The 22,738-nt window shown below is 60.2% G+C and carries 24 protein-coding genes; 15 read left to right on the forward strand and 9 right to left on the reverse strand.

Annotation, left to right across the window (positions count from 1 at the left end; genetic code table 11):
* Positions 1 to 18: 18 nt before the first annotated feature.
* The 5 genes from J2Y86_RS23350 to J2Y86_RS23370 all read right to left on the reverse strand — a co-directional run bounded on the left by J2Y86_RS23350 (position 19) and on the right by J2Y86_RS23370 (position 4,381).
* On the reverse strand, positions 19 to 1,029 hold the full coding sequence (locus J2Y86_RS23350) for an SIS domain-containing protein (protein WP_437180694.1): 1,011 nt from the start codon (positions 1,027 to 1,029) through the stop codon (positions 19 to 21).
* Entirely contained in the window at positions 1,022 to 2,128 is a 1,107-nt protein-coding gene (gene nagA, locus J2Y86_RS23355; RefSeq protein ID WP_253436983.1) for an N-acetylglucosamine-6-phosphate deacetylase, read from the reverse strand. The genes J2Y86_RS23350 and nagA overlap by 8 nt, the downstream gene beginning before the upstream one ends.
* Before the next feature lie 31 nt (positions 2,129 to 2,159).
* A complete protein-coding gene (locus tag J2Y86_RS23360; RefSeq protein WP_253436986.1) occupies positions 2,160 to 2,891 on the reverse strand; it encodes a GntR family transcriptional regulator in 732 nt (243 codons plus the stop codon).
* Between the two features lie 367 nt (positions 2,892 to 3,258).
* Positions 3,259 to 3,762, reverse strand: a complete 504-nt coding sequence (locus J2Y86_RS23365) for a L,D-transpeptidase family protein (protein ID WP_253436990.1) — start codon at positions 3,760 to 3,762, stop codon at positions 3,259 to 3,261.
* A 67-nt stretch (positions 3,763 to 3,829) separates the two neighbouring features.
* A complete protein-coding gene (locus J2Y86_RS23370; protein WP_253436993.1) occupies positions 3,830 to 4,381 on the reverse strand; it encodes an NUDIX hydrolase in 552 nt (183 codons plus the stop codon).
* A 146-nt stretch (positions 4,382 to 4,527) separates the two neighbouring features.
* Here J2Y86_RS23370 and J2Y86_RS23375 point away from each other — a divergent pair, with 146 nt between their 5' ends.
* From J2Y86_RS23375 to purT, 5 genes are all read left to right on the forward strand, one after another.
* Positions 4,528 to 5,127 (forward strand): CoA pyrophosphatase, encoded by a 600-nt coding sequence (locus J2Y86_RS23375; protein WP_007944856.1) that lies wholly within the window; start codon positions 4,528 to 4,530, stop codon positions 5,125 to 5,127.
* Positions 5,128 to 5,195: 68 nt separating this feature from the next.
* Entirely contained in the window at positions 5,196 to 5,720 is a 525-nt protein-coding gene (locus J2Y86_RS23380; protein ID WP_007954617.1) for a gamma carbonic anhydrase family protein, read from the forward strand.
* Positions 5,717 to 5,932: a DUF1289 domain-containing protein gene (locus J2Y86_RS23385; RefSeq protein ID WP_253436996.1), complete on the forward strand. Its 216-nt coding sequence runs from the start codon at positions 5,717 to 5,719 to the stop codon at positions 5,930 to 5,932. The genes J2Y86_RS23380 and J2Y86_RS23385 overlap by 4 nt, the downstream gene beginning before the upstream one ends.
* Positions 5,933 to 6,159: 227 nt before the next feature.
* Positions 6,160 to 6,627: a VUT family protein gene (locus J2Y86_RS23390; RefSeq protein ID WP_253436998.1), complete on the forward strand. Its 468-nt coding sequence runs from the start codon at positions 6,160 to 6,162 to the stop codon at positions 6,625 to 6,627.
* Between the two features lie 100 nt (positions 6,628 to 6,727).
* The gene (gene purT, locus J2Y86_RS23395; RefSeq protein ID WP_253437001.1) at positions 6,728 to 7,909 is read left to right on the forward strand and encodes a formate-dependent phosphoribosylglycinamide formyltransferase; all 1,182 of its coding nucleotides are present in this window, start codon (positions 6,728 to 6,730) and stop codon (positions 7,907 to 7,909) included.
* Positions 7,910 to 8,030: 121 nt separating this feature from the next.
* Here the strand turns inward: purT and J2Y86_RS23400 are convergent, their stop codons facing one another.
* The 3 genes from J2Y86_RS23400 to J2Y86_RS23410 form a co-directional block, all read right to left on the reverse strand.
* A complete protein-coding gene (locus J2Y86_RS23400; protein WP_253437004.1) occupies positions 8,031 to 9,347 on the reverse strand; it encodes an MFS transporter in 1,317 nt (438 codons plus the stop codon).
* 388 nt (positions 9,348 to 9,735) lie between these two features.
* Entirely contained in the window at positions 9,736 to 10,971 is a 1,236-nt protein-coding gene (locus J2Y86_RS23405; RefSeq protein WP_253437008.1) for a transporter associated domain-containing protein, read from the reverse strand.
* A 12-nt stretch (positions 10,972 to 10,983) separates the two neighbouring features.
* A complete protein-coding gene (locus J2Y86_RS23410; protein ID WP_214380863.1) occupies positions 10,984 to 11,796 on the reverse strand; it encodes a cytochrome C assembly family protein in 813 nt (270 codons plus the stop codon).
* Positions 11,797 to 11,991: 195 nt separating this feature from the next.
* Here J2Y86_RS23410 and ffh point away from each other — a divergent pair, with 195 nt between their 5' ends.
* The 10 genes from ffh (at position 11,992) to J2Y86_RS23460 (ending at position 21,681) form a co-directional block, all read left to right on the forward strand.
* On the forward strand, positions 11,992 to 13,368 hold the full coding sequence (gene ffh, locus J2Y86_RS23415) for a signal recognition particle protein (RefSeq protein ID WP_084321880.1): 1,377 nt from the start codon (positions 11,992 to 11,994) through the stop codon (positions 13,366 to 13,368).
* Between the two features lie 249 nt (positions 13,369 to 13,617).
* Positions 13,618 to 13,869 (forward strand): 30S ribosomal protein S16, encoded by a 252-nt coding sequence (gene rpsP, locus J2Y86_RS23420; protein WP_003198088.1) that lies wholly within the window; start codon positions 13,618 to 13,620, stop codon positions 13,867 to 13,869.
* A 5-nt stretch (positions 13,870 to 13,874) separates the two neighbouring features.
* Positions 13,875 to 14,411, forward strand: coding sequence for a ribosome maturation factor RimM (rimM, locus tag J2Y86_RS23425; RefSeq protein ID WP_253437012.1), 537 nt, complete (start codon positions 13,875 to 13,877; stop codon positions 14,409 to 14,411).
* A 2-nt stretch (positions 14,412 to 14,413) separates the two neighbouring features.
* Complete coding sequence (gene trmD / locus J2Y86_RS23430) at positions 14,414 to 15,166, forward strand: tRNA (guanosine(37)-N1)-methyltransferase TrmD (RefSeq protein ID WP_007897583.1); 753 nt, start codon at positions 14,414 to 14,416, stop codon at positions 15,164 to 15,166.
* 45 nt (positions 15,167 to 15,211) lie between these two features.
* Positions 15,212 to 15,562: a 50S ribosomal protein L19 gene (gene rplS, locus J2Y86_RS23435; protein ID WP_003175895.1), complete on the forward strand. Its 351-nt coding sequence runs from the start codon at positions 15,212 to 15,214 to the stop codon at positions 15,560 to 15,562.
* Between the two features lie 99 nt (positions 15,563 to 15,661).
* Entirely contained in the window at positions 15,662 to 16,558 is an 897-nt protein-coding gene (xerD, locus tag J2Y86_RS23440) for a site-specific tyrosine recombinase XerD (protein WP_010462986.1), read from the forward strand.
* Between the two features lie 280 nt (positions 16,559 to 16,838).
* A complete protein-coding gene (gene dsbC, locus J2Y86_RS23445) occupies positions 16,839 to 17,570 on the forward strand; it encodes a bifunctional protein-disulfide isomerase/oxidoreductase DsbC (protein ID WP_253437015.1) in 732 nt (243 codons plus the stop codon).
* A gap of 134 nt (positions 17,571 to 17,704) precedes the next feature.
* On the forward strand, positions 17,705 to 19,009 hold the full coding sequence (locus J2Y86_RS23450) for a homoserine dehydrogenase (protein ID WP_253437018.1): 1,305 nt from the start codon (positions 17,705 to 17,707) through the stop codon (positions 19,007 to 19,009).
* Positions 19,010 to 19,075: 66 nt separating this feature from the next.
* On the forward strand, positions 19,076 to 20,485 hold the full coding sequence (thrC, locus tag J2Y86_RS23455; RefSeq protein ID WP_253437020.1) for a threonine synthase: 1,410 nt from the start codon (positions 19,076 to 19,078) through the stop codon (positions 20,483 to 20,485).
* Between the two features lie 911 nt (positions 20,486 to 21,396).
* On the forward strand, positions 21,397 to 21,681 hold the full coding sequence (locus J2Y86_RS23460) for a DUF3509 domain-containing protein (protein WP_253437023.1): 285 nt from the start codon (positions 21,397 to 21,399) through the stop codon (positions 21,679 to 21,681).
* Between the two features lie 175 nt (positions 21,682 to 21,856).
* On the opposite strand, the gene J2Y86_RS23465 is transcribed toward J2Y86_RS23460, so the two are convergent.
* A complete protein-coding gene (locus tag J2Y86_RS23465; RefSeq protein ID WP_253437026.1) occupies positions 21,857 to 22,717 on the reverse strand; it encodes a TIGR02285 family protein in 861 nt (286 codons plus the stop codon).
* Positions 22,718 to 22,738: the final 21 nt, after the last annotated feature.

Genomic DNA, 22,738 nt, shown 5'->3' on the forward strand with positions numbered 1-22,738 from the left:
ATGCATTCGCCATTTGAATCAATGCGTGCGCGTGACTTTGCTCAGGTGCCGCGGCTGGTCGGGGTCCATGCCACGGGCGACTGCCAAACCGGCGGCCATGACATAGAAACTCTGGATCGCCAGAATCGGGTCAAGGGCCGGGTGCTCGGCGCGGGTCAGGGTGAGGTCGCGTTCGGCGATGTCATCCGGCGCGGCCAGCAACACGCGGGCGCCGCGTTGGCGCATGTCGGCGGCGAGGCTGAGCAAGCCCGCCTGCTCGGCACCCCGTGGGGCAAACACCAGCAATGGATAGTTCTCGTTGATCAACGCCATCGGCCCGTGACGGACTTCGGCACTGCTGAAGGCTTCAGCCTGGATCGCCGAGGTTTCCTTGAATTTGAGTGCCGCTTCCTGGGCGATGGCAAAACCGGCGCCTCGGCCGATGACCATCAGACGCTGGCAATCGCGCAGTGCGTCGATGGCGAGGCTCCAGTCCTGTCGGGCGGCGTCGCGCAGACCTTCTGGCAGTGCAAGGCCGGCCTCCAGCAACTCCTCGTCCTGTTTCCAGTGCGCGATCAGGCGGGCGCTGGCACTGAGGGTGGCGATAAAGCTCTTGGTCGCGGCGACGCTGCTTTCCGTTCCCGCGCACAGCGGCAGGCTGAATTCACACGCGGCTTCCAGCGGCGAGCTCTCGGCGTTGACCATGGCAATGCTCAAGGCGCCGCGCTTGCGCAGCAAACGCAGGCTGTTGACCAGGTCCGGGCTCTGCCCGGATTGCGAGAAGGCGAACGCCACCTGCCCGCTGACCTTCAAGGGCGCTTGCTGCATGGTCACCACCGACATCGGCATCGACGCCACGGGAATCCCCAGTTGCTGCATGGTCAGGTAGGCGAAGTAGCTGGCGGCATGGTCGGAGCTGCCGCGAGCGACCGTCATCGCCACTTGCGGCGGCTGACGGCGCAGGCGGCCGGCGATCTCGATCATCTGCGGGTCGAGCTGCTGCAATTGCGCTTGCACGGCTTCGAACGAGGACAGCGCCTCTTCAAGCATTTTTGAAGTCAATGTCTTCTCCTTCGACCATGACGGCGGTGAGTGTGAGTGAGCGATCCAGCCGCACGCAGTCGGCCCAGGCGCCGGGTTGCAGGCGTCCGCGTTCAGTGAGGCCGAGGTAGTCGGCGGGGAATTGCGAAAGACGCTGCGAAGCCTCGCTGATCGGCAAACCGATCTTCACCAGATTGCGCAGGGCCTGATCCATGGTCAGCGTGCTGCCCGCCAGGGTGCCGTCGGGCAAGCGCACGCCGCCCAGGCATTTGGTCACGGTGTGGCTGCCGAGCTTGTATTCACCGTCGGGCATTCCGGCGGCGGCGGTGGAATCGGTGACGCAATACAGGCACGGGATCGAGCGCAGGGCTACGCGGATTGCGCCGGGGTGGACGTGCAGCAAGTCTGGAATCAGTTCCGCGTATTTTGCGTGGGCCAGCGCCGCGCCGACGATGCCCGGCTCGCGGTGATGCAGCGGGCTCATGGCGTTGTAGAGATGAGTGAAACTGGTCGCGCCGGCATTCAGCGCCGCCACGCCTTCCTCATAACTGCCGAGGGTGTGGCCGATCTGCATGCGCACGCCACGTGCGCTGAGGGCGCGGATCAAGGCGTCATGGCCGGCGATTTCCGGGGCGATGGTGATCACGCGAATCGGCGCCAGCGCCAGGTATTCTTCGACTTCGGCCATCAACGCGGTGTGGGCGAAATTCGGCTGGGCGCCGAGTTTTCCGGGGTTGATGTACGGGCCTTCCAGATGCACGCCGAGCACCCGGGCGCTGCCGGTCGGGCGTTGCTCACAGAACTCGCCGACGGCTTTGAGCACGCTCGAAATCTCTTCGCTCGGCGCGGTCATGGTGGTCGCCAACAGCGAAGTCGTGCCGAAACGCACGTGGGTTCGGGTGATGGTTTCGAAGGCGGTCGCACCTTCCATGATGTCTTTGCCGCCGCCGCCGTGAACGTGCAGGTCGATGAAACCCGGCAGCAGGTAAGGCAGGTCGTTGTCTGCCGGATTACAGGGCACGCCTTCGATCGACACGACCTTGCCGTGCTGGTGAATCAGCCGGCCGCGTATCCAGCCGCCGGCGGTGAGGATGTTGTCTTCGGACATGATCGGTTCTCGGTTTGAGCAGCGAAGCGCTTTATCTACGAAGCTCTGCGACAAAGTCGTAGTAGTCGTTGCGGCAATAGGTGTCGGTGACTTCGATTGGTGTGTTGTCTTCGAGGTAGCCGACCCGGGTCATCAGCAACATGGCGGTACCGGGGGCGATTCCGACCAGCGCGGCGAATTCGTCCGAGGCGTTGATCGCCTGAATGTGCTGCAAGGCGCGGACAATCGGTTTGCCAATGCCGTCGAGGTATTCGTAAAGGGAGTCGCCCACGGCCAGCGGCTTGGGAATGATCGAGGCGGGCAGGGTGCTCATCTCGATGGCCATCACGGTGTCGTCGGCTTTGCGCAGGCGTTTGAGTCGCGCCACCTTGTCGTTCGGCGAGAGACCGAGGCGGATCAGTTCTTCGTGGGTGGGCGGGGTGATTTCACGTTCCAGCCATTGCGAACCGGGGACGAAGCCTTTCAGTCGCAACATCTCGCTGAACCCCGAAAGGCGCGACAGTGGTTGCTCCAGACGTGGGGTGATGAAGGTGCCGGAGCCCTGATTGCGGCGAATCAGTCCTTGATCGAACAGAACCTCCAGCGCCTTGCGCGCGGTCACGCGGGAGATGCCCAGCAGTTCGCTCAGGTTGCGTTCCGACGGCATCGCCTGCTCGGCTTTCCACTGGCCGGCATGGATCGCCGCTTCCAGATTGCGCGCCAGTTGCAGGTACAGCGGCGTGGGCTGGGTGTCGTCAGGACGGAGTGCCTGGAGGTCATTCATGTGGGGTGTCCGATGCGGATATTGGAATGTTGTCGCCCGGTAGTGCAGCGAAAACTAATACCACTTAAATACCATGTCAATGCCAGTACTTTGCTCTGGGCGCGGCAAAGCCTGCCCTGTTGAGCGACGTAAATATGCTTTGGTTTCAAGTGGTATTAGAGGTGGGGATTTTGGAAGCAAAGATCGCAGCCTTCGGCAGCACCTGCGGAGGAAATTGGTATCTCCCCGTCAGGTGCTGTCGCAGGCTGCGATCTTTTGAATTTATTTTTCGAAGGGCGACCGAAGGTAGTGGTCAGAACACAAAGCCGACGGCGATGCAATTCACAAATTTAGGTGCCCGAACAGCATTACCCTCATAGATTGGGGATTACGGGCGAATCTCGATCATCGTGCCGTCCGGCACCAGACCCCAGACTTCACGCATGTCCATGTTGCGCATGGCGATGCAGCCGTCGGTCCAGTCCAGCGTGTGGAACAGGTTTTCCGGGTAGTCATAGGTGTCGGGCGTGCCGTGGATCATGATCATGCCGCCAGGCTCGACGCCCTCGCGGCGGGCGCGGGCAGAGTCGGTGACGTTCGGATAGGAAATGTGCATCGCCAGGTTGAATCGGTCACTGACCTTGCGCCAGTCCACCCAGTAAAACCCCTCGGGCGTGCGCTTGTCGCCTTCCATCAACTTTGCGCCCCTAGGCTGCTTGCCCAGGGAAATGCGGTAGGTGCGCAACGGTTTGCCGTCGGCGATCAATTGCAGTTGATGGGCGGACTTGAGCACCAGTACTTTTTCGATGGATTTGCCATCCAGGGTGACCACGGTGGAAGCCTGGGACACGACAGCGAACGACAGGCAAAACAGGGCAAGCAACCAGCGCATTGAAACGATATCCCTAGGAGTGTCACGACGATTTAATAGTTATAGGTGGTTTTACTGACAAACGCTTTCAGGTAATGGCAGGCTGAGCAAGCGGCGGAATCGACTCGGACCGCACGGGGTAGACCTCGGTCCGCCGATCAGCGAAGAAGCATTCTAAGGTACGGCCCACCGTGCGGAAAGCCAGGTCGGACCACGGGATGTCGGCTTCGTCGAAAAGTGCCACTTCCAGGCTCTCGGGGCCGGCGGAAAAATCCAGGTCCACCAGCTCGGCGCGGAAGAACACATGCACCTGACTGATGTGCGGCACATCGATCAGCGTATAGATGCTCAGGTTGCGCACCCGCGCGCAGGCTTCTTCAGCCGTTTCGCGAATGGCCGCCTGCTCGATGGTTTCGCCGTTCTCCATGAAACCGGCGGGCAGGGTCCAGTAACCGAGCCGTGGCTCGATGGCACGTCGGCACAGCAACACTTTCGAGCCCCAGGTCGCCACGCAGCCGGCGACGATGTTGGGGTTCTGGTAGTGAATGGTGTGACAACTGTCACAGACAAAACGCAGGCGCGAATCGCCTTCCGGAATGCGTTGGGTCACCGGGTTGCCGCACTGACTGCAAAATTTCATGCTTGGGTTCCTGAATGCTGCGCCTATCTTGGCGTGCGGCGGTGTCAGTCGGCAAGTTGTCGTTTCGCGACACGCGGCAGTTCGGGGGTTGGGCGGTCGGTGCGATTGGTGCATGATGCGAGGTAGAGAATAAATCGAGAAGACTCATGCTGGACGAGCTACTGCATCGAGTAAGCAACCACACTCCACGCACACTGGAAACCGACAAGCGTTTCCCTGAGGCCGCGGTACTGGTGCCCATCACTCGCAGTGATGAACCGGAACTGGTTCTGACCCTGCGCGCCAGCGGGCTCTCGACCCATGGCGGTGAAGTCGCCTTCCCGGGCGGACGACGGGACCCCGAAGACCCGGACCTGATTTTCACCGCGCTGCGTGAGGCCGAAGAAGAAATCGGCCTGCCGCCGGGACTGGTCGAAGTGATCGGACCGTTGAGCCCGCTGATCTCCCTGCACGGCATCAAGGTCACGCCTTACGTCGGTGTGATTCCGGATTTCGTCGAGTACCGGGCCAACGATGCCGAGATCGCCGCCGTGTTCAGCGTGCCCCTGGAATTCTTCCGCAAGGACCCGCGCGAACACACCCATCGTATCGATTACCAGGGGCGCAGCTGGTATGTGCCGAGTTATCGTTATGGCGAGTACAAGATCTGGGGCCTGACGGCGATCATGATCGTCGAGTTGATCAACCTGCTCTATGACGCCAAAATCAGCCTGCACCAGCCTCCCAAGAGTTTTATCAACACCTGAAGCCATCGATTCGTATGGCGTGAGACCTGCTTTTTACCAGCAAGCCTGCCTGGCCTGAGGACTACACGATGAAATACCGCCTGGGCGACGCCCGTGTCGAAACCCATCCGCAGAGCTGGGTTGCACCCAATGCCGTGCTGGTGGGCAAGGTTAAGCTGGAAGAGGGCGCCAACGTCTGGTTCAACGCCGTGCTGCGTGGCGACAACGAACTGATCCTGATCGGCAAGAACAGCAACGTCCAGGACGGCACCGTGATGCACACCGACATGGGCTATCCGCTGACCATCGGCACTGGCGTGACCATCGGCCACAACGCCATGCTGCACGGCTGCACCGTCGGTGATTACAGCCTGATCGGTATCAACGCGGTCATCCTCAACGGCGCGAAGATCGGCAAGAACTGCATCATCGGCGCCAACTCGCTGATCGGCGAGGGCAAGGAAATTCCGGACGGTTCGCTGGTCATGGGCTCGCCGGGGAAGGTTGTTCGCGAGCTGACCGAACCGCAAAAGAAAATGCTGGAGGCCAGCGCCGCGCACTATGTGCATAACTCGCAGCGCTATGCCCGCGATCTGGTCGAGCAGGAAGAATGAACACGCCAGAACGCCCGGTCCGATCGCCTTGCGTGAATATCTGCGCGCTGGACGACGATGACATTTGCACCGGGTGCCAGCGCACAGTGGAAGAGATCACGCGCTGGAGCCGGATGGACAACGAAGAGCGCCGGGTGGTGTTGGGGTTGTGCCATGAACGGGCCAAGTCCAGCGGATTGCTGTGGATGCTGCCTTCCAAATCCGATTCCTGAGCCATGTGAGTTTCTTTGGTCGACGAGATCCTTGTGGCGAGGGCGCTTGCCCCCGTCCGGCTGCGAAGCAGTCGCAAAAAAGGAAAATAGCGTGTACCTGACAGTGCACGGGTGCTGGGTATGGCACTGCTTCGCAGCGCAACGGGGGCAAGCCCCTCGCCACAGGTTATGTGTGAATCATAGATAAAGTAATCTGTGCGCCAAATTGACAGGTATCCCCCCGCCCCATGCTCTTCCTGATCGCTTACATAAGCAGCGTCGTGCTGATCAACTACGCCTTCTCCACCGCGCCACACCTGGACATCATCTGGTCCGCGTGGGGCGGTTTGGTGTTTGTGCTGCGCGACATGGTGCAAACCCGCTTCGGCCATGGCGCGATCGCGGCCATGCTGGCGGCGCTGGTGCTGTCGTATGTCACGTCCGATCCGTCCATCGCCCTGGCCAGCGCCACGGCGTTCGCGGTGTCCGAGTGCATCGACTGGCTGGTATTCAGCATCACCAAGCGTCCGCTGCACGACCGCCTGTGGATAAGTTCGGCCCTGAGCATTCCCCTCGATACCTTCATCTTCTTCGGCATGATCGACGCCTTCACCCCGGCCGTGATCCTCACCGCCATGGGCTCGAAGTTCGCCGGCGTAACGGCCGTGTGGCTGATCATGGCCTGGCGCTTGCGCAAACAGGCTGTCGCCGGCTGAAGCCAAACCCTCAGGTTCATGTAAAATGCCGCGCTTTCTCCCCATGGGAAGCGCGCATGGCGTTGCATCCCTCGATGATCCGCTCCTTTGAGGACCTGAGATGACCCGTATCGGAACTCCATTGTCGCCAACCGCGACCCGCGTATTGATGTGTGGCTGTGGTGAGTTGGGCAAGGAAGTGGTGATCGAGCTGCAACGCCTGGGCGTTGAAGTGATTGCCGTCGACCGTTACGCCAACGCGCCGGCCATGCAAGTCGCCCATCGCAGCCATGTGATCAACATGCTCGACGGCGCCGCCCTGCGTGCAGTGATCGAAGCCGAGAAGCCGCACTTCATCGTGCCGGAAATCGAAGCCATCGCCACCGCGACCCTGGTCGAACTGGAAGCCGAAGGCTTCACCGTGATCCCGACCGCGCGTGCCGCGCAACTGACCATGAACCGTGAAGGCATCCGTCGCCTGGCCGCTGAAGAGTTGGGCCTGCCGACGTCGCCGTACTACTTTGCCGACACCTTCGAGGATTACAGCAAGGCCGTTCAGGACCTGGGTTTCCCGTGCGTGGTCAAGCCGGTCATGAGCTCCTCGGGCAAAGGCCAGAGCCTGCTGCGCAGCGCCGATGATGTGAAGACCGCGTGGGATTACGCGCAAGAAGGCGGCCGCGCCGGTAAGGGCCGCGTGATCATTGAAGGTTTTATCGACTTCGACTACGAAATCACCCTGCTGACCGTGCGTCACGTCGGCGGCACCACGTTCTGCGCGCCTGTCGGTCACCGCCAGGAGAAAGGCGACTATCAGGAGTCGTGGCAGCCGCAAGCCATGAGCCCGGTGGCCCTGGCGGAATCCGAGCGTGTGGCCAAGGCGGTCACTGAAGCCTTGGGCGGTCGAGGTCTGTTTGGTGTCGAGCTGTTCATCAAAGGCGATCAAGTGTGGTTCAGCGAAGTCTCGCCGCGCCCGCATGACACCGGTCTGGTGACCCTGATCTCTCAGGACCTGTCGCAATTCGCGCTGCACGCGCGGGCGATTCTGGGCCTGCCGATCCCGTTGATCCGTCAGTTCGGGCCATCGGCTTCGGCGGTGATTCTGGTTGAAGGGCAATCGACCCAGACGGCTTTCGCCAATCTGGGCGCTGCGTTGAGCGAGCCGGATACGGCGTTGCGTCTGTTTGGCAAGCCTGAGGTCAATGGTCAGCGCCGGATGGGTGTGGCGCTGGCGCGGGATGAGTCGATCGAGGCTGCTCGCGCTAAAGCGACCCGCGCTTCTAAGGCTGTTGTTGTAGAGCTGTAAACCGAGGCGCGCCATTCGCGAGCAAGCCCGCTCCCACATTTGATCGGTGTGAATACAGATTTTGTATACACCCAAAATCTAATGTGGGAGCGGGCTTGCTCGCGAAGCTTTTGCTTTTTCTTCAGGCCACCCGATTCAAATCGTTATGCCGCGTCTCCTTCAGGCACAGCACCGCAATCAAACTCAGCACCGCCGCCCCCGACACATACCCGCCGACATAACTCAAACCGCCCATCGCCACCAGCTTCTGCGCAAAGAATGGCGCTGCCGAGGCTCCGACGATGCCGCCCAGGTTGTAGGCCGCTGACGCGCCGGTATAGCGCACGTGTGTCGGAAACAGTTCCGGCAACAGCGCCCCCATTGGTGCGAACGTCACACCCATCAGAAACAGTTCGATGCACAGGAACAACGCCACGCCCCACGTCGAGCCCTGGGTCAGCAACGGCTCCATCAAGAACCCGGACAGAACCGCCAGCACGCCCCCGATGATCAGCACCGGTTTGCGCCCATAACGGTCACTGGCCCACGCCGACAACGGCGTCGCGGCGGCCATGAACAACACGGCGAAGCACAGCAGGCCGAGGAAGGTTTCGCGGGTGTAGCCGAGCGTCGACACGCCATAACTCAGCGAAAACACCGTTGAAATGTAAAACAGCGCGTAGCACACCACCATCGACCCGGCACCCAGCAACACCGGCATCCAGTATTGGCTGAACAGCTCGACCAGCGGGATCTTCACCCGTTCCTGGCGCGCCATGGCATTGGCGAAGACCGGGGTTTCGTGGAGTTTCAAGCGTACATACAGGCCGACCATCACCAGCGCGGCGCTGAGCAGGAATGGAATCCGCCAGCCCCACGAACGGAACTGTTCGTCGTTCAGCGTCATTGCCAGCGTCAGGAACAGTCCGTTGGCCGCCAGAAAGCCAATCGAAGGGCCAAGCTGCGGGAACATGCCGAACCAGGCACGCTTGCCCTTCGGTGCATTCTCGGTGGCCAGCAATGCCGCGCCGCCCCATTCGCCGCCCAGTCCCAGACCCTGGCCGAAGCGCAGCACGCAGAGCAGGATCGGCGCCCAGGCCCCGATGGCGTCGTAACCCGGCAGCACGCCGATCAGGGTGGTGCAGACACCCATCAGCAGCAGGGAGGCAACCAAGGTCGATTTGCGCCCGATTCGATCACCAAAGTGCCCGAACAGCGCCGAGCCCAGCGGTCGCGCCAGGAAAGCGATGCCGAACGTGAGAAACGCCGACAACATCTGGGCGGTGCCGGAGGTCTGCGGAAAGAACACTGGACCGATCACCAGCGCCGCGGCAGTGGCATATACGTAGAAGTCGTAGAACTCGATGGCGGTGCCGATGAAACTCGCGGTGGCCACGCGGGTGGCGGAGTTTGTCGGTTGCGTAGGCGTGGTTTCGGTATAAGTCGTGCTGGTCGTCATGCGGTTATCCCTGACAGTCATGTGCCCCAGTGGAGCGAATTATTATGGTCGAACACCCAGGGATGTGGGTTTGATGCGAAGTGCGGGTAGCACGGGGGTGTGGCGGGGCTTGGGTAAGCGGATTCGATTATAGGAAGGTGGCTAACGATCAAACAAGTGGCCCAGGGCTTGTGATGGCAACAAGTGACTAAGGGCTGGCAATGCAGTTGTGGCGAGGGGATTTATCCCCGTCCGGCTGCGAAGCAGTCGTAAGATCGGTATACGTATGTATCAGGAAGGCACGGTTGCAGGTTTTGGCGCCGCTTCGCAACGCAACGGGGCGGTGCGACGTTTCGATAAATCCCCTCGCCACAGATAAACCCTTCAACAGAGGGGAATGAATCAGGGTTCAGATAACTACTGGCACTGAGCTTGTATGCCAAATCAAAACCCGAGTGACGCGATTGTCCTCGGTCTCCAGAATCTCCAGCCGATAACGCCCGATCTTCAGGCACACCGCGCTGTCCGGAATCGTCTCCAGCGCCTCGGTCACCAGCCCGTTAAGGGTTTTCGGACCGTCGCTGGGCAGGTGCCAGCCGAGGCTTTTGTTCAAGTCGCGAATCGAGGCTGCGCCATCGATCACCAGTCGCCCATCGGCCTGCGGATGGATGTGCGGGTTGTCCAGGCTGTGCTGGCTTTCGAATTCGCCGACGATTTCTTCGAGAATGTCCTCCAGCGTGACGATGCCCAGCACTTCGCCGTACTCGTCGACCACCATGCCCAGGCGTCGCTGCTGCTTGTGGAAATTCAGCAGTTGCAACTGCAGCGGCGTGCTTTCCGGCACGAAGTACGGATCGTGACACGCGGCCAGCAGCGCCTCGCGAGTCAGGTGGCCATCGGGCAGCAGATGGCGGATCTGCCGGGTGTTGAGCACCGCCTCGACCTGATTGATGTCGCTGTGGAAAACCGGCAGGCGCGTGCGCCGATTGGCCCGAAGCTGCTCGATAATTTCTTCGATCGAGTCGTCGAGGTTGATCCCGTCGACATCACTGCGCGGCACCAGAATGTCGTTGACCGTGATGTTGTCCAACGCATGGATGCCCGCCACCGGGTGCGGGCGGCAGACAGAGTGTTCAGGGTCGTCGCGCCGATCATTTGGCGTTTCGTCTTCGCTCTGCTGCACCACGTTGGCCTTGCGGGCAAACGGTCGCATCAACAACTGGCTGATGCCATTGAGCAGCCAGGCGGCCGGGTAGATGATTTTCAGGGGGGCGCCCAGCAAGGTGTTGCCCAGGGACAGGATCGCGTCAGGGTAGCGGGCGGCGAGGGTGCGCGGCAGGTAGTCGGCGAATACCAGCAGAATCACGCCAGCGCCGACGCAAGCCGCCCATGGACCATTGTCGGTCCAGGTGAAAATCGCCAGCAAAGTGCTGATGACCACCACCAGTGCGCGGCACAGGGTGTTGCAGAAAATCAGGCTGTTGAGCGGAAAACTCAACTTCGCCACCGGCTTGTCGCTGGAACGCGAGGCCGTGCGCTGGGCCAGCAAGTGCTGCTGCGCTGCCTCGATCGCGGTAAACAGCCCCGACCATAAAATCAACAGGGCCACTACAGCGAGCATCGGCCCTATGGGCAAGTCGTCCATTAATGCCGCCCGTCAGATGTGCAGGATGTATTCACGGACCAGCTTGCTGCCGAAATACGCCAGCATCAGCAGGCAGAAACCGGCGAGGGTCCAGCGAATGGCCTTGTGCCCGCGCCAGCCGAGGCGGTTACGACCCCAGAGCAGCACGCTGAAGACGATCCAGGCCAGGCACGCCAGCAGGGTTTTGTGCACCAGGTGCTGGGCGAACAGGTTGTCGACGAACAGCCAGCCAGAGATCAAGGACAGTGAAAGCAGGGTCCAGCCGGCCCAGAGGAAACCGAACAGCAGGCTTTCCATGGTTTGCAGCGGCGGGAAGTTCTTGATCAGCCCGGATGGATGCTTGTGCTTGAGTTGATGGTCCTGAACCAGCAGCAGCAAGGCCTGGAACACCGCGATGGTGAACATGCCATACGCAAGGATCGACAGCAGGATGTGCGCGAGGATGCCCGGCGCTTCATCGATGATCTGCACCGTGCCGGCGGGGGCGAACTGCGCCAGCAGCACGGTCGCGGCTCCCAGCGGGAACAGCAATATCAGCAGGTTTTCCACCGGGATCCGCGAGCAGGCCAGCAGGGTCAGGGCGATGACCGCGGCGGCGATCAGGCTGGCGGCGCTGAAGAAGTCCAGGCCCAGGCCGATGGGCGTCAGCAGATGGGTGAACAGGCTGGCGCTGTGAGCGAGCACGGCCAAAACGCCGAGCGTGACCAGCAGGCGTTTGTTCGCCTTGGCTCCGGTGGCCAGGCGAGTGCCCTGATAGATGGTCGCAGCGGCATATAAGCAGGCGGCGGCGAGAGTGGTCAGTAAACTGGGTGACAAGGGGAGCATAAATCCTGTTAGGCAAGCCCGAAAGGCGCTGAGTTTGGCATAGAACCGACACGGCACGAAAGTGCGAGGTGTCCGCCAGTCGCAGTCTTCGCTATAATCCGCGACCTGCCCACGCCGCAGGCTCGCCGAGCACATGTTGATTCCGGTCTGGGCCGCCATTATCCCGGTCTACACAGGGCCTGAAAGGATCGCGCAATGTTTGAAAACTTAACCGACCGTCTCTCGCAGACGCTGCGCCATGTCACCGGCAAGGCCAAGCTGACCGAAGACAACATCAAAGACACCCTGCGCGAAGTGCGCATGGCGTTGCTCGAAGCCGACGTCGCCTTGCCGGTGGTGAAGGACTTCGTCAATTCGGTCAAGGAACGCGCCGTCGGCACCGAGGTGTCGCGCAGCCTGACGCCGGGCCAGGCTTTCGTGAAGATCGTCCAGGCCGAACTCGAAAGCCTGATGGGCGCGGCCAACGAAGACCTGAACCTGAGCGCCGTTCCACCCGCCGTCGTGCTGATGGCCGGTTTGCAGGGCGCCGGTAAAACCACCACCGCCGGCAAACTTGCGCGCTTCCTTAAGGAGCGCAAGAAGAAGTCGGTCATGGTCGTGTCCGCGGACGTCTACCGTCCAGCAGCGATCAAGCAGCTGGAAATGCTCGCGGGTGAAGTGGGCGTGACCTTCTTCCCGTCCGACCTGAGCCAGAAGCCGGTCGAGATCGCGCAAGCGGCTATTAAAGAAGCGAAACTGAAATTCATCGACGTGGTCATCGTCGATACCGCCGGTCGTCTGCACATCGACGAAGAGATGATGGGCGAGATCAAGGCGTTGCACGCCGCGATCAACCCGGTCGAAACGCTGTTCGTGGTCGACGCCATGACCGGCCAGGACGCCGCGAACACGGCCAAGGCCTTCGGCGATGCACTGCCGCTGACCGGTGTGATCCTGACCAAGGTCGACGGTGATGCCCGTGGCGGTGCCGCGCTGTCGGTCCGTGCAATCACCGGCAAGCCGATCAAGTTCATCGGTATGGGCGAGAAGAGCGAAGCGCTCGAACCGTTCCACCCTGAGCGTATCGCGTCGCGCATCCTCGGCATGGGCGACGTGCTCAGCCTGATCGAACAGGCCGAAGCGACCCTCGACAAGGACAAGGCCGACAAACTGGCCAAGAAGCTGAAGAAGGGCAAGGGCTTCGACCTCGAAGACTTCCGCGATCAGCTGCAACAGATGAAGAACATGGGCGGCCTCGGCGGTCTCATGGACAAACTGCCGAACATCGGCGGTGTGAACCTGGCGCAGATGGGCAACGCCCAGGGCGCGGCAGAGAAGCAATTCAAGCAGATGGAAGCCATCATCAATTCCATGACCCCGGCCGAGCGCCGCGACCCTGAGATGATCAGCGGTTCGCGCAAGCGCCGGATCGCCATGGGTTCCGGCACCCAGGTGCAGGACATCGGTCGCTTGATCAAGCAGCACAAGCAGATGCAGAAGATGATGAAGAAATTCTCCGCGAAAGGCGGAATGGCCAAAATGATGCGCGGCATGGGCGGTATGTTGCCCGGCGGCGGCATGCCGAAAATGTAAAGAATTCGCGCAAGGGCTTGCTCTTGCGCAGCCCACACGGAAGTGGGATCTCCAGCAAACCCGCACTTGGCGGGAGCTGACTGGCCGTTTTCAACGACGGCTCTATAGCAAATCTGGATGGCGGCCGATAGACCGCCGGAAAAAGACATTTGCAAAAGTCCGGATATTCCTTAGAATATGCGGCCTTTCGGGCACCTATGCCCGCTGTGCCTTTAGATTTGCAGCACCGACTACAGGAACGATGTTCACATGCTAACAATCCGTCTTGCCCTTGGCGGCTCCAAAAAGCGCCCGTTTTACCACTTGACCGTAACCGACAGCCGCAACCCGCGCGACGGTTCGCACAAGGAACAGGTTGGTTTCTTCAACCCTGTTGCTCGTGGTCAAGAAGTTCGTCTGTCCGTGAACCAAGAGCGCGTAGCCTACTGGCTGAGCGTTGGTGCACAACCTTCTGAGCGCGTTGCTCAGTTGTTGAAGGAATCTGCTAAGGCTGCGGCCTGAGCAATATGAACGCGACGCCAGCTGTTGCTGATGATTTGATCGTTATCGGCAAAATTTATTCTGTTCATGGCGTTCGCGGCGAAGTGAAGGTGTATTCCTTTACTGATCCAATCAAGAACCTGCTGGACTACAAAACCTGGACGCTCAAGCGTGACGGCAATGTAAAGCAGGTAGAGCTGGTCAGCGGACGCGGGAATGACAAGTTCCTGGTCGCAAAGCTCAAGGACCTCGATGATCGCGAAGAAGCTCGTCTTCTGGCCGGTTATGAGATCTGCGTGCCGCGCAACCTGTTCCCGGAACTGACCGACGGCGAGTACTACTGGTACCAGCTGGAAGGTCTCAAGGTTATCGACACCCTCGGGCAACTGTTCGGGAAGATCGATCACCTGCTGGAGACTGGCTCGAACGATGTCATGGTGGTCAAGCCTTGCGCTGGCAGCCTGGATGATCGCGAACGCCTGTTGCCCTATACGGAGCAATGCGTGTTGGCTGTCGACCTTGCGGCAGGCGAGATGAAGGTGGATTGGGACGCGGACTTCTAAACGTGGCTAATTTGCGCGTAGAAGTGATCAGTTTGTTTCCCGAGATGTTCTCCGCCATCAGCGAGTACGGCATCACCAGTCGGGCGGTGAAACAGGGGCTCTTGCAGCTCACCTGTTGGAATCCGCGAGACTACACGACGGATCGACATCACACTGTGGATGATCGCCCATTTGGCGGTGGTCCGGGCATGGTGATGAAGATCAAGCCCCTGGAAGATGCTCTGGTTCAGGCCAAGGCAGCAGCCGGGGAGGCGGCGAAGGTGATTTACCTGTCCCCCCAAGGCCGTCAACTGACTCAGTCGGCGGTACGCGAGTTGGCGAATCTGGATGCATTGATCCTGATTGCCGGCCGCTATGAAGGCATTGACGAGCGTTTTATTGATGCTCATGTCGATGAAGAGTGGTCGATTGGCGACTATGTACTGTCTGGCGGCGAGCTGCCGGCGATGGTCCTGATCGATGCGGTTACACGACTGCTGCCTGGAGCTTTAGGGCATGCGGACTCCGCCGAGGAAGATTCCTTTACGGATGGTTTGCTGGATTGCCCGCACTACACCCGACCGGAGGTGTATGCGGATCAGCGTGTTCCCGACGTATTGCTAAGTGGCAATCACGCGCACATCCGGCGTTGGCGTTTACAGCAGTCCCTTGGTAGGACCTTTGAACGACGCGCCGATCTTCTGGAAAGCCGCTCGCTTTCTGGAGAAGAGAAGAAGCTGCTCGAGGAATACATCCGCGAGCGGGACGATAGTTAACAACGTATCGATGGTAGATCCGACGATTTACCTTAGGAGCACAGCATGACTAACAAAATCATCCTTGCACTCGAAGCAGAGCAGATGACCAAAGAGATCCCTACCTTTGCCCCGGGCGACACCATTGTCGTTCAGGTGAAAGTGAAGGAAGGCGACCGTTCGCGTCTGCAAGCGTTCGAAGGTGTTGTTATCGCCAAGCGTAACCGCGGCGTAAACAGTGCTTTCACCGTTCGTAAAATCTCCAACGGTGTTGGCGTAGAGCGTACTTTCCAGACCTACAGCCCGCAAATCGACAGCATGGCCGTTAAACGTCGCGGTGACGTACGTAAAGCCAAGCTGTACTACCTGCGTGACCTGTCCGGTAAAGCAGCTCGCATCAAGGAAAAACTGGCTTAAGTCCAGCTTCCGATGCAGAAAAAAGCAGCCTACGGGCTGCTTTTTTGTTGCCTGCGATTTATCTTCCCTGACCGTACTGTCGGTCTTGCCTGAGCCTTTATGCCCGCCATCGATCATCCCTTGATAGACCAGTTTCTCGACGCGCTGTGGCTGGAGAAAGGTCTTTCCGATAACACCCGCGATGCCTATCGCAGCGATCTGGCCCTGTTCAATGGCTGGCTGCAGGAGAAGGGGCTGGAGTTGATCAACGCTGGCCGCGAATTGATCCTCGATCACCTGGCCTGGCGCCTGGAGCAGAACTACAAACCCCGTTCCACGGCGAGATTTCTCTCGGGTGTGCGCGGCTTTTATCGCTACCTGCTGCGGGAAAAGTTGATCGCGGTCGATCCGACCTTGCGCGTCGATATGCCTCAGCTCGGTAGGCCGTTACCCAAATCCTTGTCGGAAGCAGACGTGGAAGCGCTGCTGAAGGCGCCGGACTTGAGTGAAGCAATCGGCCAGCGAGACCGCGCCATGCTCGAAGTGCTGTACGCCTGCGGCTTGCGGGTGACGGAGCTGATCAGCCTGACGCTGGAGCAGGTCAACCTGCGTCAGGGTGTGCTGCGGGTGATGGGCAAGGGCAGCAAGGAGCGGTTGGTGCCGATGGGCGAGGAGGCGATTGTCTGGGTCGAGCGCTACATGCGCGATGGCCGCCAAGAGCTGCTCGGCGGACGTCCCAGCGACGTCATGTTCCCCAGTCAGCGCGGCGAGCAGATGACGCGCCAGACCTTCTGGCACCGGATCAAACATCAGGCCAAAGTCGCCGGGATCGGCAAGTCGCTGTCGCCGCACACCTTGCGCCACGCGTTCGCCACGCATTTGCTCAACCACGGCGCCGATTTGCGGGTGGTGCAAATGCTGCTCGGCCACAGCGACCTGTCGACCACCCAGATTTACACCCATGTTGCCCGGGCTCGATTGCAGGATCTGCACGCCAAACACCACCCGCGCGGCTAGCACCGTTACCGAAATTGAAATGCTGACCTGTGGCGAGGGGGTTTACCCCCGTTGGACTGCGCAGCAGTCCCATTTTGGGGTTGCTTCGCAGTCCAACGGGGGCAAGCTCCCTCACCACAATAATGGGTGTCAGCTAACAATGCAGCGTCTTGCGACAGGCGCATTCGGCCACGCAGCCCTTATGTGATAGGCTTTGCCGGTTTGCACGATGGGCGGTTAAGACCCGGTGTTTCGGCACGGGCGTTCTGGCCTTCCCATTTGTCCGCCTTCAGGAGTTCTCATGCGTCTGACCCAGATTTTCGCCGCCGCAGCCATTGCGTTGGTCAGCACCTTTGCCGTCGCCGATGACGCGGCCGACAAAGCCATTCGTAAAAGCCTGGAAAACCTCCAGCTCGAAGTGCCGGTAGAAAGCATTTCCGCCAGCCCGTTGCCTGGCCTGTACGAAGTCAAACTCAAGGGCAGCCGCGTGCTCTACGCCAGCGCCGACGGCCAGTACGTGGTTCAGGGCTACATGTTCCAGCTCAAGGACGGCAAACCGGTCAACCTGACCGAGAAGGCCGAACGCCTGGGCATTTCCAAGCTGGTCAACGAGATTCCGCTCGCGGAAACCGTGGTTTACCCGGCCATCGGCGAAACCAAATCGCACATCACCGTGTTCACCGACACCACCTGCCCGTACTGCCACAAACTGCACGCCGAAGTGCCTGAGCTGAACAAGCGCGGGATCGAAGTGCGTTACGTCGCGTTCCCGCGCCAGGGCCTGGGCTCGCCGGGTGACGAACAGCTGCAAGCCGTCTGGTGCTCGAAAGACAAGAAAGCCGCCATGGACAAAATGGTCGACGGCAAGGAAATCAAGGCCGCCAAGTGCGATAACCCGGTTTCCAAGCAATTCGCCCTCGGGCAGTCGATTGGCGTGAACGGCACACCGGCCATCGTTTTGGCCGACGGTCAGGTCATTCCGGGCTACCAGCCTGCGCCACAAGTCGCCAAACTGGCGCTGGGCGCGAAATAAATTCGCATCGTCACGGCCAGTCTTTGACGATCATGGTCCGGTGGCAACATTTGCCGGGCCATTAATAGAGAGCCGCGAGCATGCGGCTGTTTTCACGGCCGGCCTTGAGTCGGCCGTTTCATGGGGAGTTCACAGTGAAACCGGTCAAAGTAGGCATCTGTGGGTTAGGGACCGTCGGTGGCGGTACCTTCAACGTACTTCAGCGCAACGCCGAGGAAATTGCTCGTCGTGCCGGGCGTGGAATCGAAGTGGCACAAATTGCCATGCGCACGCCAAAGCCTCAGTTCCAAACGACCGGTATTGCGATTACCAACGATGTCTTCGAAGTGGCCACGAACCCTGAGATCGACATCGTTATAGAGCTGATGGGCGGCTATACCGTTGCCCGCGAGCTGGTACTCAAGGCCATCGAGAATGGCAAGCATGTGGTCACCGCGAACAAGGCGCTTATCGCCGTTCACGGTAATGAAATTTTCGCCAAGGCTCGCGAGAAAGGCGTGATCGTGGCATTCGAAGCGGCTGTGGCCGGTGGCATTCCGGTGATCAAGGCGATTCGCGAAGGCCTGTCGGCCAACCGCATCAACTGGGTCGCCGGCATCATCAACGGCACCGGCAACTTCATCCTCACCGAGATGCGCGAGAAGGGTCGCACCTTCGAAGACGTACTCGCCGAGGCGCAAGCCCTGGGTTACGCCGAAGCCGATCCGACCTTCGACATTGAAGGCATCGACGCGGCCCACAAGCTGACGATCCTGGCCTCCATCGCGTTCGGCATTCCGCTGCAATTCGACAAGGCTTACACCGAAGGCATCACCAAGCTGACCACGGCTGACGTGAACTACGCCGAAGCGCTGGGCTATCGCATCAAGCACCTGGGCGTGGCGCGCAGCACCGCGGCCGGTATCGAACTGCGCGTGCACCCGACGCTGATCCCGGCCGATCGCCTGATCGCCAACGTCAATGGCGTGATGAACGCGGTGATGGTCAACGGTGACGCTGCCGGTTCGACCCTGTTCTACGGCGCCGGCGCCGGCATGGAGCCGACCGCTTCGTCGGTGATCGCCGACCTGGTGGACGTGGTTCGCGCCATGACCTCCGACCCGGAAAACCGTGTGCCGCATCTGGCTTTCCAGCCGGATTCGCTGTCGGCGCACCCGATCCTGCCGATCGAAGCCTGCGAAAGCGCTTACTACCTGCGCATTCAGGCCAAGGACCACCCGGGCGTATTGGCTCAGGTCGCGAGCATCCTGTCGGAGCGCGGCATCAACATCGAATCGATCATGCAGAAAGAAGTCGAAGAGCATGACGGTCTGGTGCCGATGATCCTGCTGACTCACCGTGTGCTGGAACAGCACATGAACGATGCGATCGCCGCCCTCGAAGCCCTGACAGGCGTGGTCGGTCCGGTTGTACGGATCCGCGTCGAGCACCTGAACTAAGCCGTTATCGTTCACCGGGCCTGCATGCGGGCCCGGGTTTGCGAACACTGTCTATTGGAGCCAGTCATGCGTTATATCAGTACCCGCGGCCAGGCACCGGCCCTGAATTTCGAAGACGTCCTGCTGGCCGGTCTCGCCACCGACGGCGGTCTGTACGTCCCGGAAAACCTGCCACGTTTCACCCAGGAAGAAATCGCTTCCTGGGCCGGCCTGCCGTATCACGAGCTGGCTTTCCGGGTGATGCGCCCGTTTGTTACCGGCAGCATTCCTGATGCCGATTTCAAAAAGATCCTTGAAGAAACCTACGGCGTATTCGCTCATAGCGCCGTCGCGCCGCTGCGTCAGCTGAACGGCAACGAGTGGGTGCTGGAGCTGTTCCACGGCCCGACCCTGGCGTTCAAAGACTTCGCCCTGCAACTGCTCGGTCGTTTGCTCGACTACGTGCTGGAAAAACGCGGCGAGCGCGTGGTGATTGTCGGCGCTACGTCCGGCGACACCGGTTCGGCCGCCATCGAAGGCTGCAAGCACTGCGAAAACGTCGACATCTTCATTCTGCACCCGCACAACCGCGTGTCCGAAGTGCAGCGTCGCCAGATGACCACCATCTTTGGCGAGAACATCCACAACATCGCCATCGAAGGCAACTTCGATGACTGCCAGGAAATGGTCAAGGCGAGCTTCGCCGACCAGAGCTTCCTCAAAGGCACGCGCCTGGTGGCGGTGAACTCGATCAACTGGGCGCGGATCATGGCCCAGATCGTTTACTACTTCCACGCAGCCCTGCAGTTGGGCGGCCCGGCGCGTTCGGTGTCGTTCTCGGTGCCGACCGGCAACTTCGGCGACATCTTCGCCGGTTACCTGGCGCGCAACATGGGCCTGCCGATCAACCAGTTGATCGTCGCTACCAACCGCAACGACATCCTGCACCGCTTCATGAGCGGCAATCAGTACGTCAAGGAAACCCTGCACGCCACGCTGTCGCCGTCCATGGACATCATGGTGTCGTCGAACTTCGAGCGTTTGCTGTTTGATCTGCACGGTCGCAATGGCGCGGCGATTGCCGGTCTGATGGATTCGTTCAAGCAGGGCGGTGGTTTCAGCGTTGAACAGGAGCGCTGGACTGAAGCGCGCAAGCTGTTCGATTCGTTGGCGGTGGATGATGCGCAAACTTGCGAAACCATTGCCGAAGTTTATGAGCAGACTGGCGAAGTGCTGGACCCGCACACGGCGATCGGCGTGAAGGCTGCGCGTGAATGCCGTCGTAGTCTGGATATTCCGATGGTGATCCTTGGCACCGCACACCCGGTCAAATTCCCGGATGCGGTGGAGAAGGCTGGTGTCGGCAAGGCGCTGGAATTGCCGGTGCATTTGGCTGATCTGTTTGAGCGGGATGAGCGTTGCACTGTGTTGCCAAATGACCTCAAGGCTGTGCAGGCTTTTGTTGGTCAGCATGGGAATCGTGGGAAGCCGCTTTAACGGTTGAGTACATATCCGTTTTTGCGGTAACGGCGACTTAGGGTTTCGCCCTTACGGCGAGTCACTTTGGAAAAGCCCCAAAGTAACCAAAGGGCTTTTGCCCCTTTCGTTCGGTGCCTCGCTAAGGCTCGGCATACCCTCCTTCCGGTCCTGCTCCGTGGGCCCGCCGCCATCGGCCATCCATGGCCGGGGGCGGCTAACCCGGCATCCCTGCCGGGTTGCCCACTGCGCAGAACCTGCACTCGGCCTCTCGAGGGGGCGACCACCGCCACAGCACCGCGAGGCGGCCTTCGGGCCGACCTGGCTCATTGATCGTACGCATTCCCCTGTAGGAGCTAGCAGGCTAGCTCCCACAGGGGAATGTTGGCGGGCATGACATGGGTGTTCACCGCCGATGATCCTGACGGACTTCAGGCCGGCTTTCAGGCCGCCTCGCTTTGTTTTTGATCTGGCTTTTGATCTTGATCTGCCCCGTCGGAAGGCCGAGCGCAGGTTCTGCGTAGTGGGCACCGCGGCAAGGATGCCGCGGTAGCCGCCCCCGGCCATGGATGGCCGATGGCGGCGGGCCCACGGAGCAGGACCGGAGCGAGGGCATGGCGAGCCTAAGCGAGCCACCGTACGTCAGGGGCGCAGGCGCTTGGTTACTTGGCGCTTTTCCAAGTAACTCGCCGTAAGGGCGAAACCAATAGCTGCCATTACCAAAGAAACGGATATTCACCCAATCCCAATCCCAATCCCGATCCCCACTGCCCAAAATACACAAACCTGTCATCTCCCCCATGCATGCTCCATCAACCAGCGACGCCGACGCGTCTGCAACTGGAATCCAGAACTTTCTTCTCGGGCCGATGGTCACTTATTGTGAACACGCCCCAGGCACTTCGTTTTCGGACTATTGAGTGGTGATCGAGATGGAAAGTATCAGCCTATTGCTCGAAGAGGCTCTAAGCCCGTACCAGGTGACGTTGACCCCGTCGGGCGCCCATGGCGAATGCCTGGTGACACTGAAGAGCTCGACCGGCGCCATCGTGGTCGAACGGGAATTCAATCAGGCTCAGTTGAGCGACAAACGTCTGCTCACGGATGTGGTCGACGGGTTGCATCGCGATCTGATGATTGCCGAAGGACGCCTGGAACCCTGCGTAATCGCAGCGTTGCGCAACGCCGCACAGGACAAGATCCTGAGTCGGGCGTAAGTGAATTATTTTTTATGGGAACCTTACGGGCCCAAGGTCAGTCAGAGGATGTAACAGCAGGATCAAGCATTGTGCTCCGGTGCTTGTAGTCGTGCTGCCACTGGTCTTTTTGTAGACCACGTTTAACCCCGAGTCGTCTCCCCACTTCTCGGGGTTTCTTTTTGCCCGCGATTTGTCATTCCTGCGCCTGTTGTTCGAAATACGCCCTGGATTCCTCCAGATAGGCGCTACGACTTTCCGGGTCCAGCCACGCCGCGTACGCCTCGCTCAATCGCTCATGGGGCAGTTTGCGCAGCAACTGGTTGATCTCGACGATTGCCTGTCGGCCCATGGGCGTGTCGGTACAGCCGATGTAACCCGACAGGAATTTTTCCGCGCCGCGAATCGGGTAGAACTGAAAATCATCCTCGGCGATCCCTTGCTGCTGAGCCTGGTAGCGGATTTCCGGACGGTATCCCAACAGCAGTCGCAAGCGCCCCAAACGTTGCATTTGCAACAGGCTGCCGAGGGCGTCATTGCCGTAATGGGGGGTGAGCGAATCAGGCGGCGCCTGTTTGAGCAGCGCGTCGAGGTACTCACCGTAGTTGCGCTCGGCAACAATACCCAACTTTTCGCCGCTAGCCAGGAAGGCAAGCAGATCCAGCTCACCGTCCTGGATGAAGGGAGCGAGCGTCTCGCGGTCTACGCGCCGCACGGCCACGCCGTTACTCATGGCCCGAAACACCGGAATGGAAAAGGCGATCCAGCGCTCGCGTTCCTTGCTCCGGTTCAACGCGGCATCGCACGTCAGGGACGGCTCGTGGAGCATTTGCAAGGCGCGGGCGCGATTGACCCGCAGCAAGGTGTGTTTGTATTGCGGCATGCCGGCGATCAGCAGTGGCAACAATTGATCGATGACGCCCTGACCCTTTTTCGGTCCTTCGAAAATCGTCAGCGGGGGGAGATCCCGCAACAGCCAGATCATGGTTTCCTTGGGCTGTGCCATCGCCGATGGGGTCGGACCGATGAGCAAAATCATCACCGCGAACGCGCACATGACCCTCCCTCTGCGCGACAG

Source organism: Pseudomonas migulae (assembly GCF_024169315.1).
In the GTDB taxonomy this organism is placed as follows: Bacteria; Pseudomonadota; Gammaproteobacteria; order Pseudomonadales; family Pseudomonadaceae; genus Aquipseudomonas; species Aquipseudomonas migulae_B.

Coding starts and splice junctions, on each gene's coding strand:
- J2Y86_RS23350 (WP_437180694.1), bottom strand. CDS start 1,029: ATGCTTGAAGAGGCGCTGTCCTCGTTCGAAGCCGTGCAAGCGCAATTG.
- nagA (WP_253436983.1), bottom strand. CDS start 2,128: ATGTCCGAAGACAACATCCTCACCGCCGGCGGCTGGATACGCGGCCGG.
- J2Y86_RS23360 (WP_253436986.1), bottom strand. CDS start 2,891: ATGAATGACCTCCAGGCACTCCGTCCTGACGACACCCAGCCCACGCCG.
- J2Y86_RS23365 (WP_253436990.1), bottom strand. CDS start 3,762: ATGCGCTGGTTGCTTGCCCTGTTTTGCCTGTCGTTCGCTGTCGTGTCC.
- J2Y86_RS23370 (WP_253436993.1), bottom strand. CDS start 4,381: ATGAAATTTTGCAGTCAGTGCGGCAACCCGGTGACCCAACGCATTCCG.
- J2Y86_RS23375 (WP_007944856.1), top strand. CDS start 4,528: ATGCTGGACGAGCTACTGCATCGAGTAAGCAACCACACTCCACGCACA.
- J2Y86_RS23380 (WP_007954617.1), top strand. CDS start 5,196: ATGAAATACCGCCTGGGCGACGCCCGTGTCGAAACCCATCCGCAGAGC.
- J2Y86_RS23385 (WP_253436996.1), top strand. CDS start 5,717: ATGAACACGCCAGAACGCCCGGTCCGATCGCCTTGCGTGAATATCTGC.
- J2Y86_RS23390 (WP_253436998.1), top strand. CDS start 6,160: ATGCTCTTCCTGATCGCTTACATAAGCAGCGTCGTGCTGATCAACTAC.
- purT (WP_253437001.1), top strand. CDS start 6,728: ATGACCCGTATCGGAACTCCATTGTCGCCAACCGCGACCCGCGTATTG.
- J2Y86_RS23400 (WP_253437004.1), bottom strand. CDS start 9,347: ATGACGACCAGCACGACTTATACCGAAACCACGCCTACGCAACCGACA.
- J2Y86_RS23405 (WP_253437008.1), bottom strand. CDS start 10,971: ATGGACGACTTGCCCATAGGGCCGATGCTCGCTGTAGTGGCCCTGTTG.
- J2Y86_RS23410 (WP_214380863.1), bottom strand. CDS start 11,796: ATGCTCCCCTTGTCACCCAGTTTACTGACCACTCTCGCCGCCGCCTGC.
- ffh (WP_084321880.1), top strand. CDS start 11,992: ATGTTTGAAAACTTAACCGACCGTCTCTCGCAGACGCTGCGCCATGTC.
- rpsP (WP_003198088.1), top strand. CDS start 13,618: ATGCTAACAATCCGTCTTGCCCTTGGCGGCTCCAAAAAGCGCCCGTTT.
- rimM (WP_253437012.1), top strand. CDS start 13,875: ATGAACGCGACGCCAGCTGTTGCTGATGATTTGATCGTTATCGGCAAA.
- rplS (WP_003175895.1), top strand. CDS start 15,212: ATGACTAACAAAATCATCCTTGCACTCGAAGCAGAGCAGATGACCAAA.
- xerD (WP_010462986.1), top strand. CDS start 15,662: ATGCCCGCCATCGATCATCCCTTGATAGACCAGTTTCTCGACGCGCTG.
- dsbC (WP_253437015.1), top strand. CDS start 16,839: ATGCGTCTGACCCAGATTTTCGCCGCCGCAGCCATTGCGTTGGTCAGC.
- thrC (WP_253437020.1), top strand. CDS start 19,076: ATGCGTTATATCAGTACCCGCGGCCAGGCACCGGCCCTGAATTTCGAA.
- J2Y86_RS23460 (WP_253437023.1), top strand. CDS start 21,397: ATGGAAAGTATCAGCCTATTGCTCGAAGAGGCTCTAAGCCCGTACCAG.
- J2Y86_RS23465 (WP_253437026.1), bottom strand. CDS start 22,717: ATGTGCGCGTTCGCGGTGATGATTTTGCTCATCGGTCCGACCCCATCG.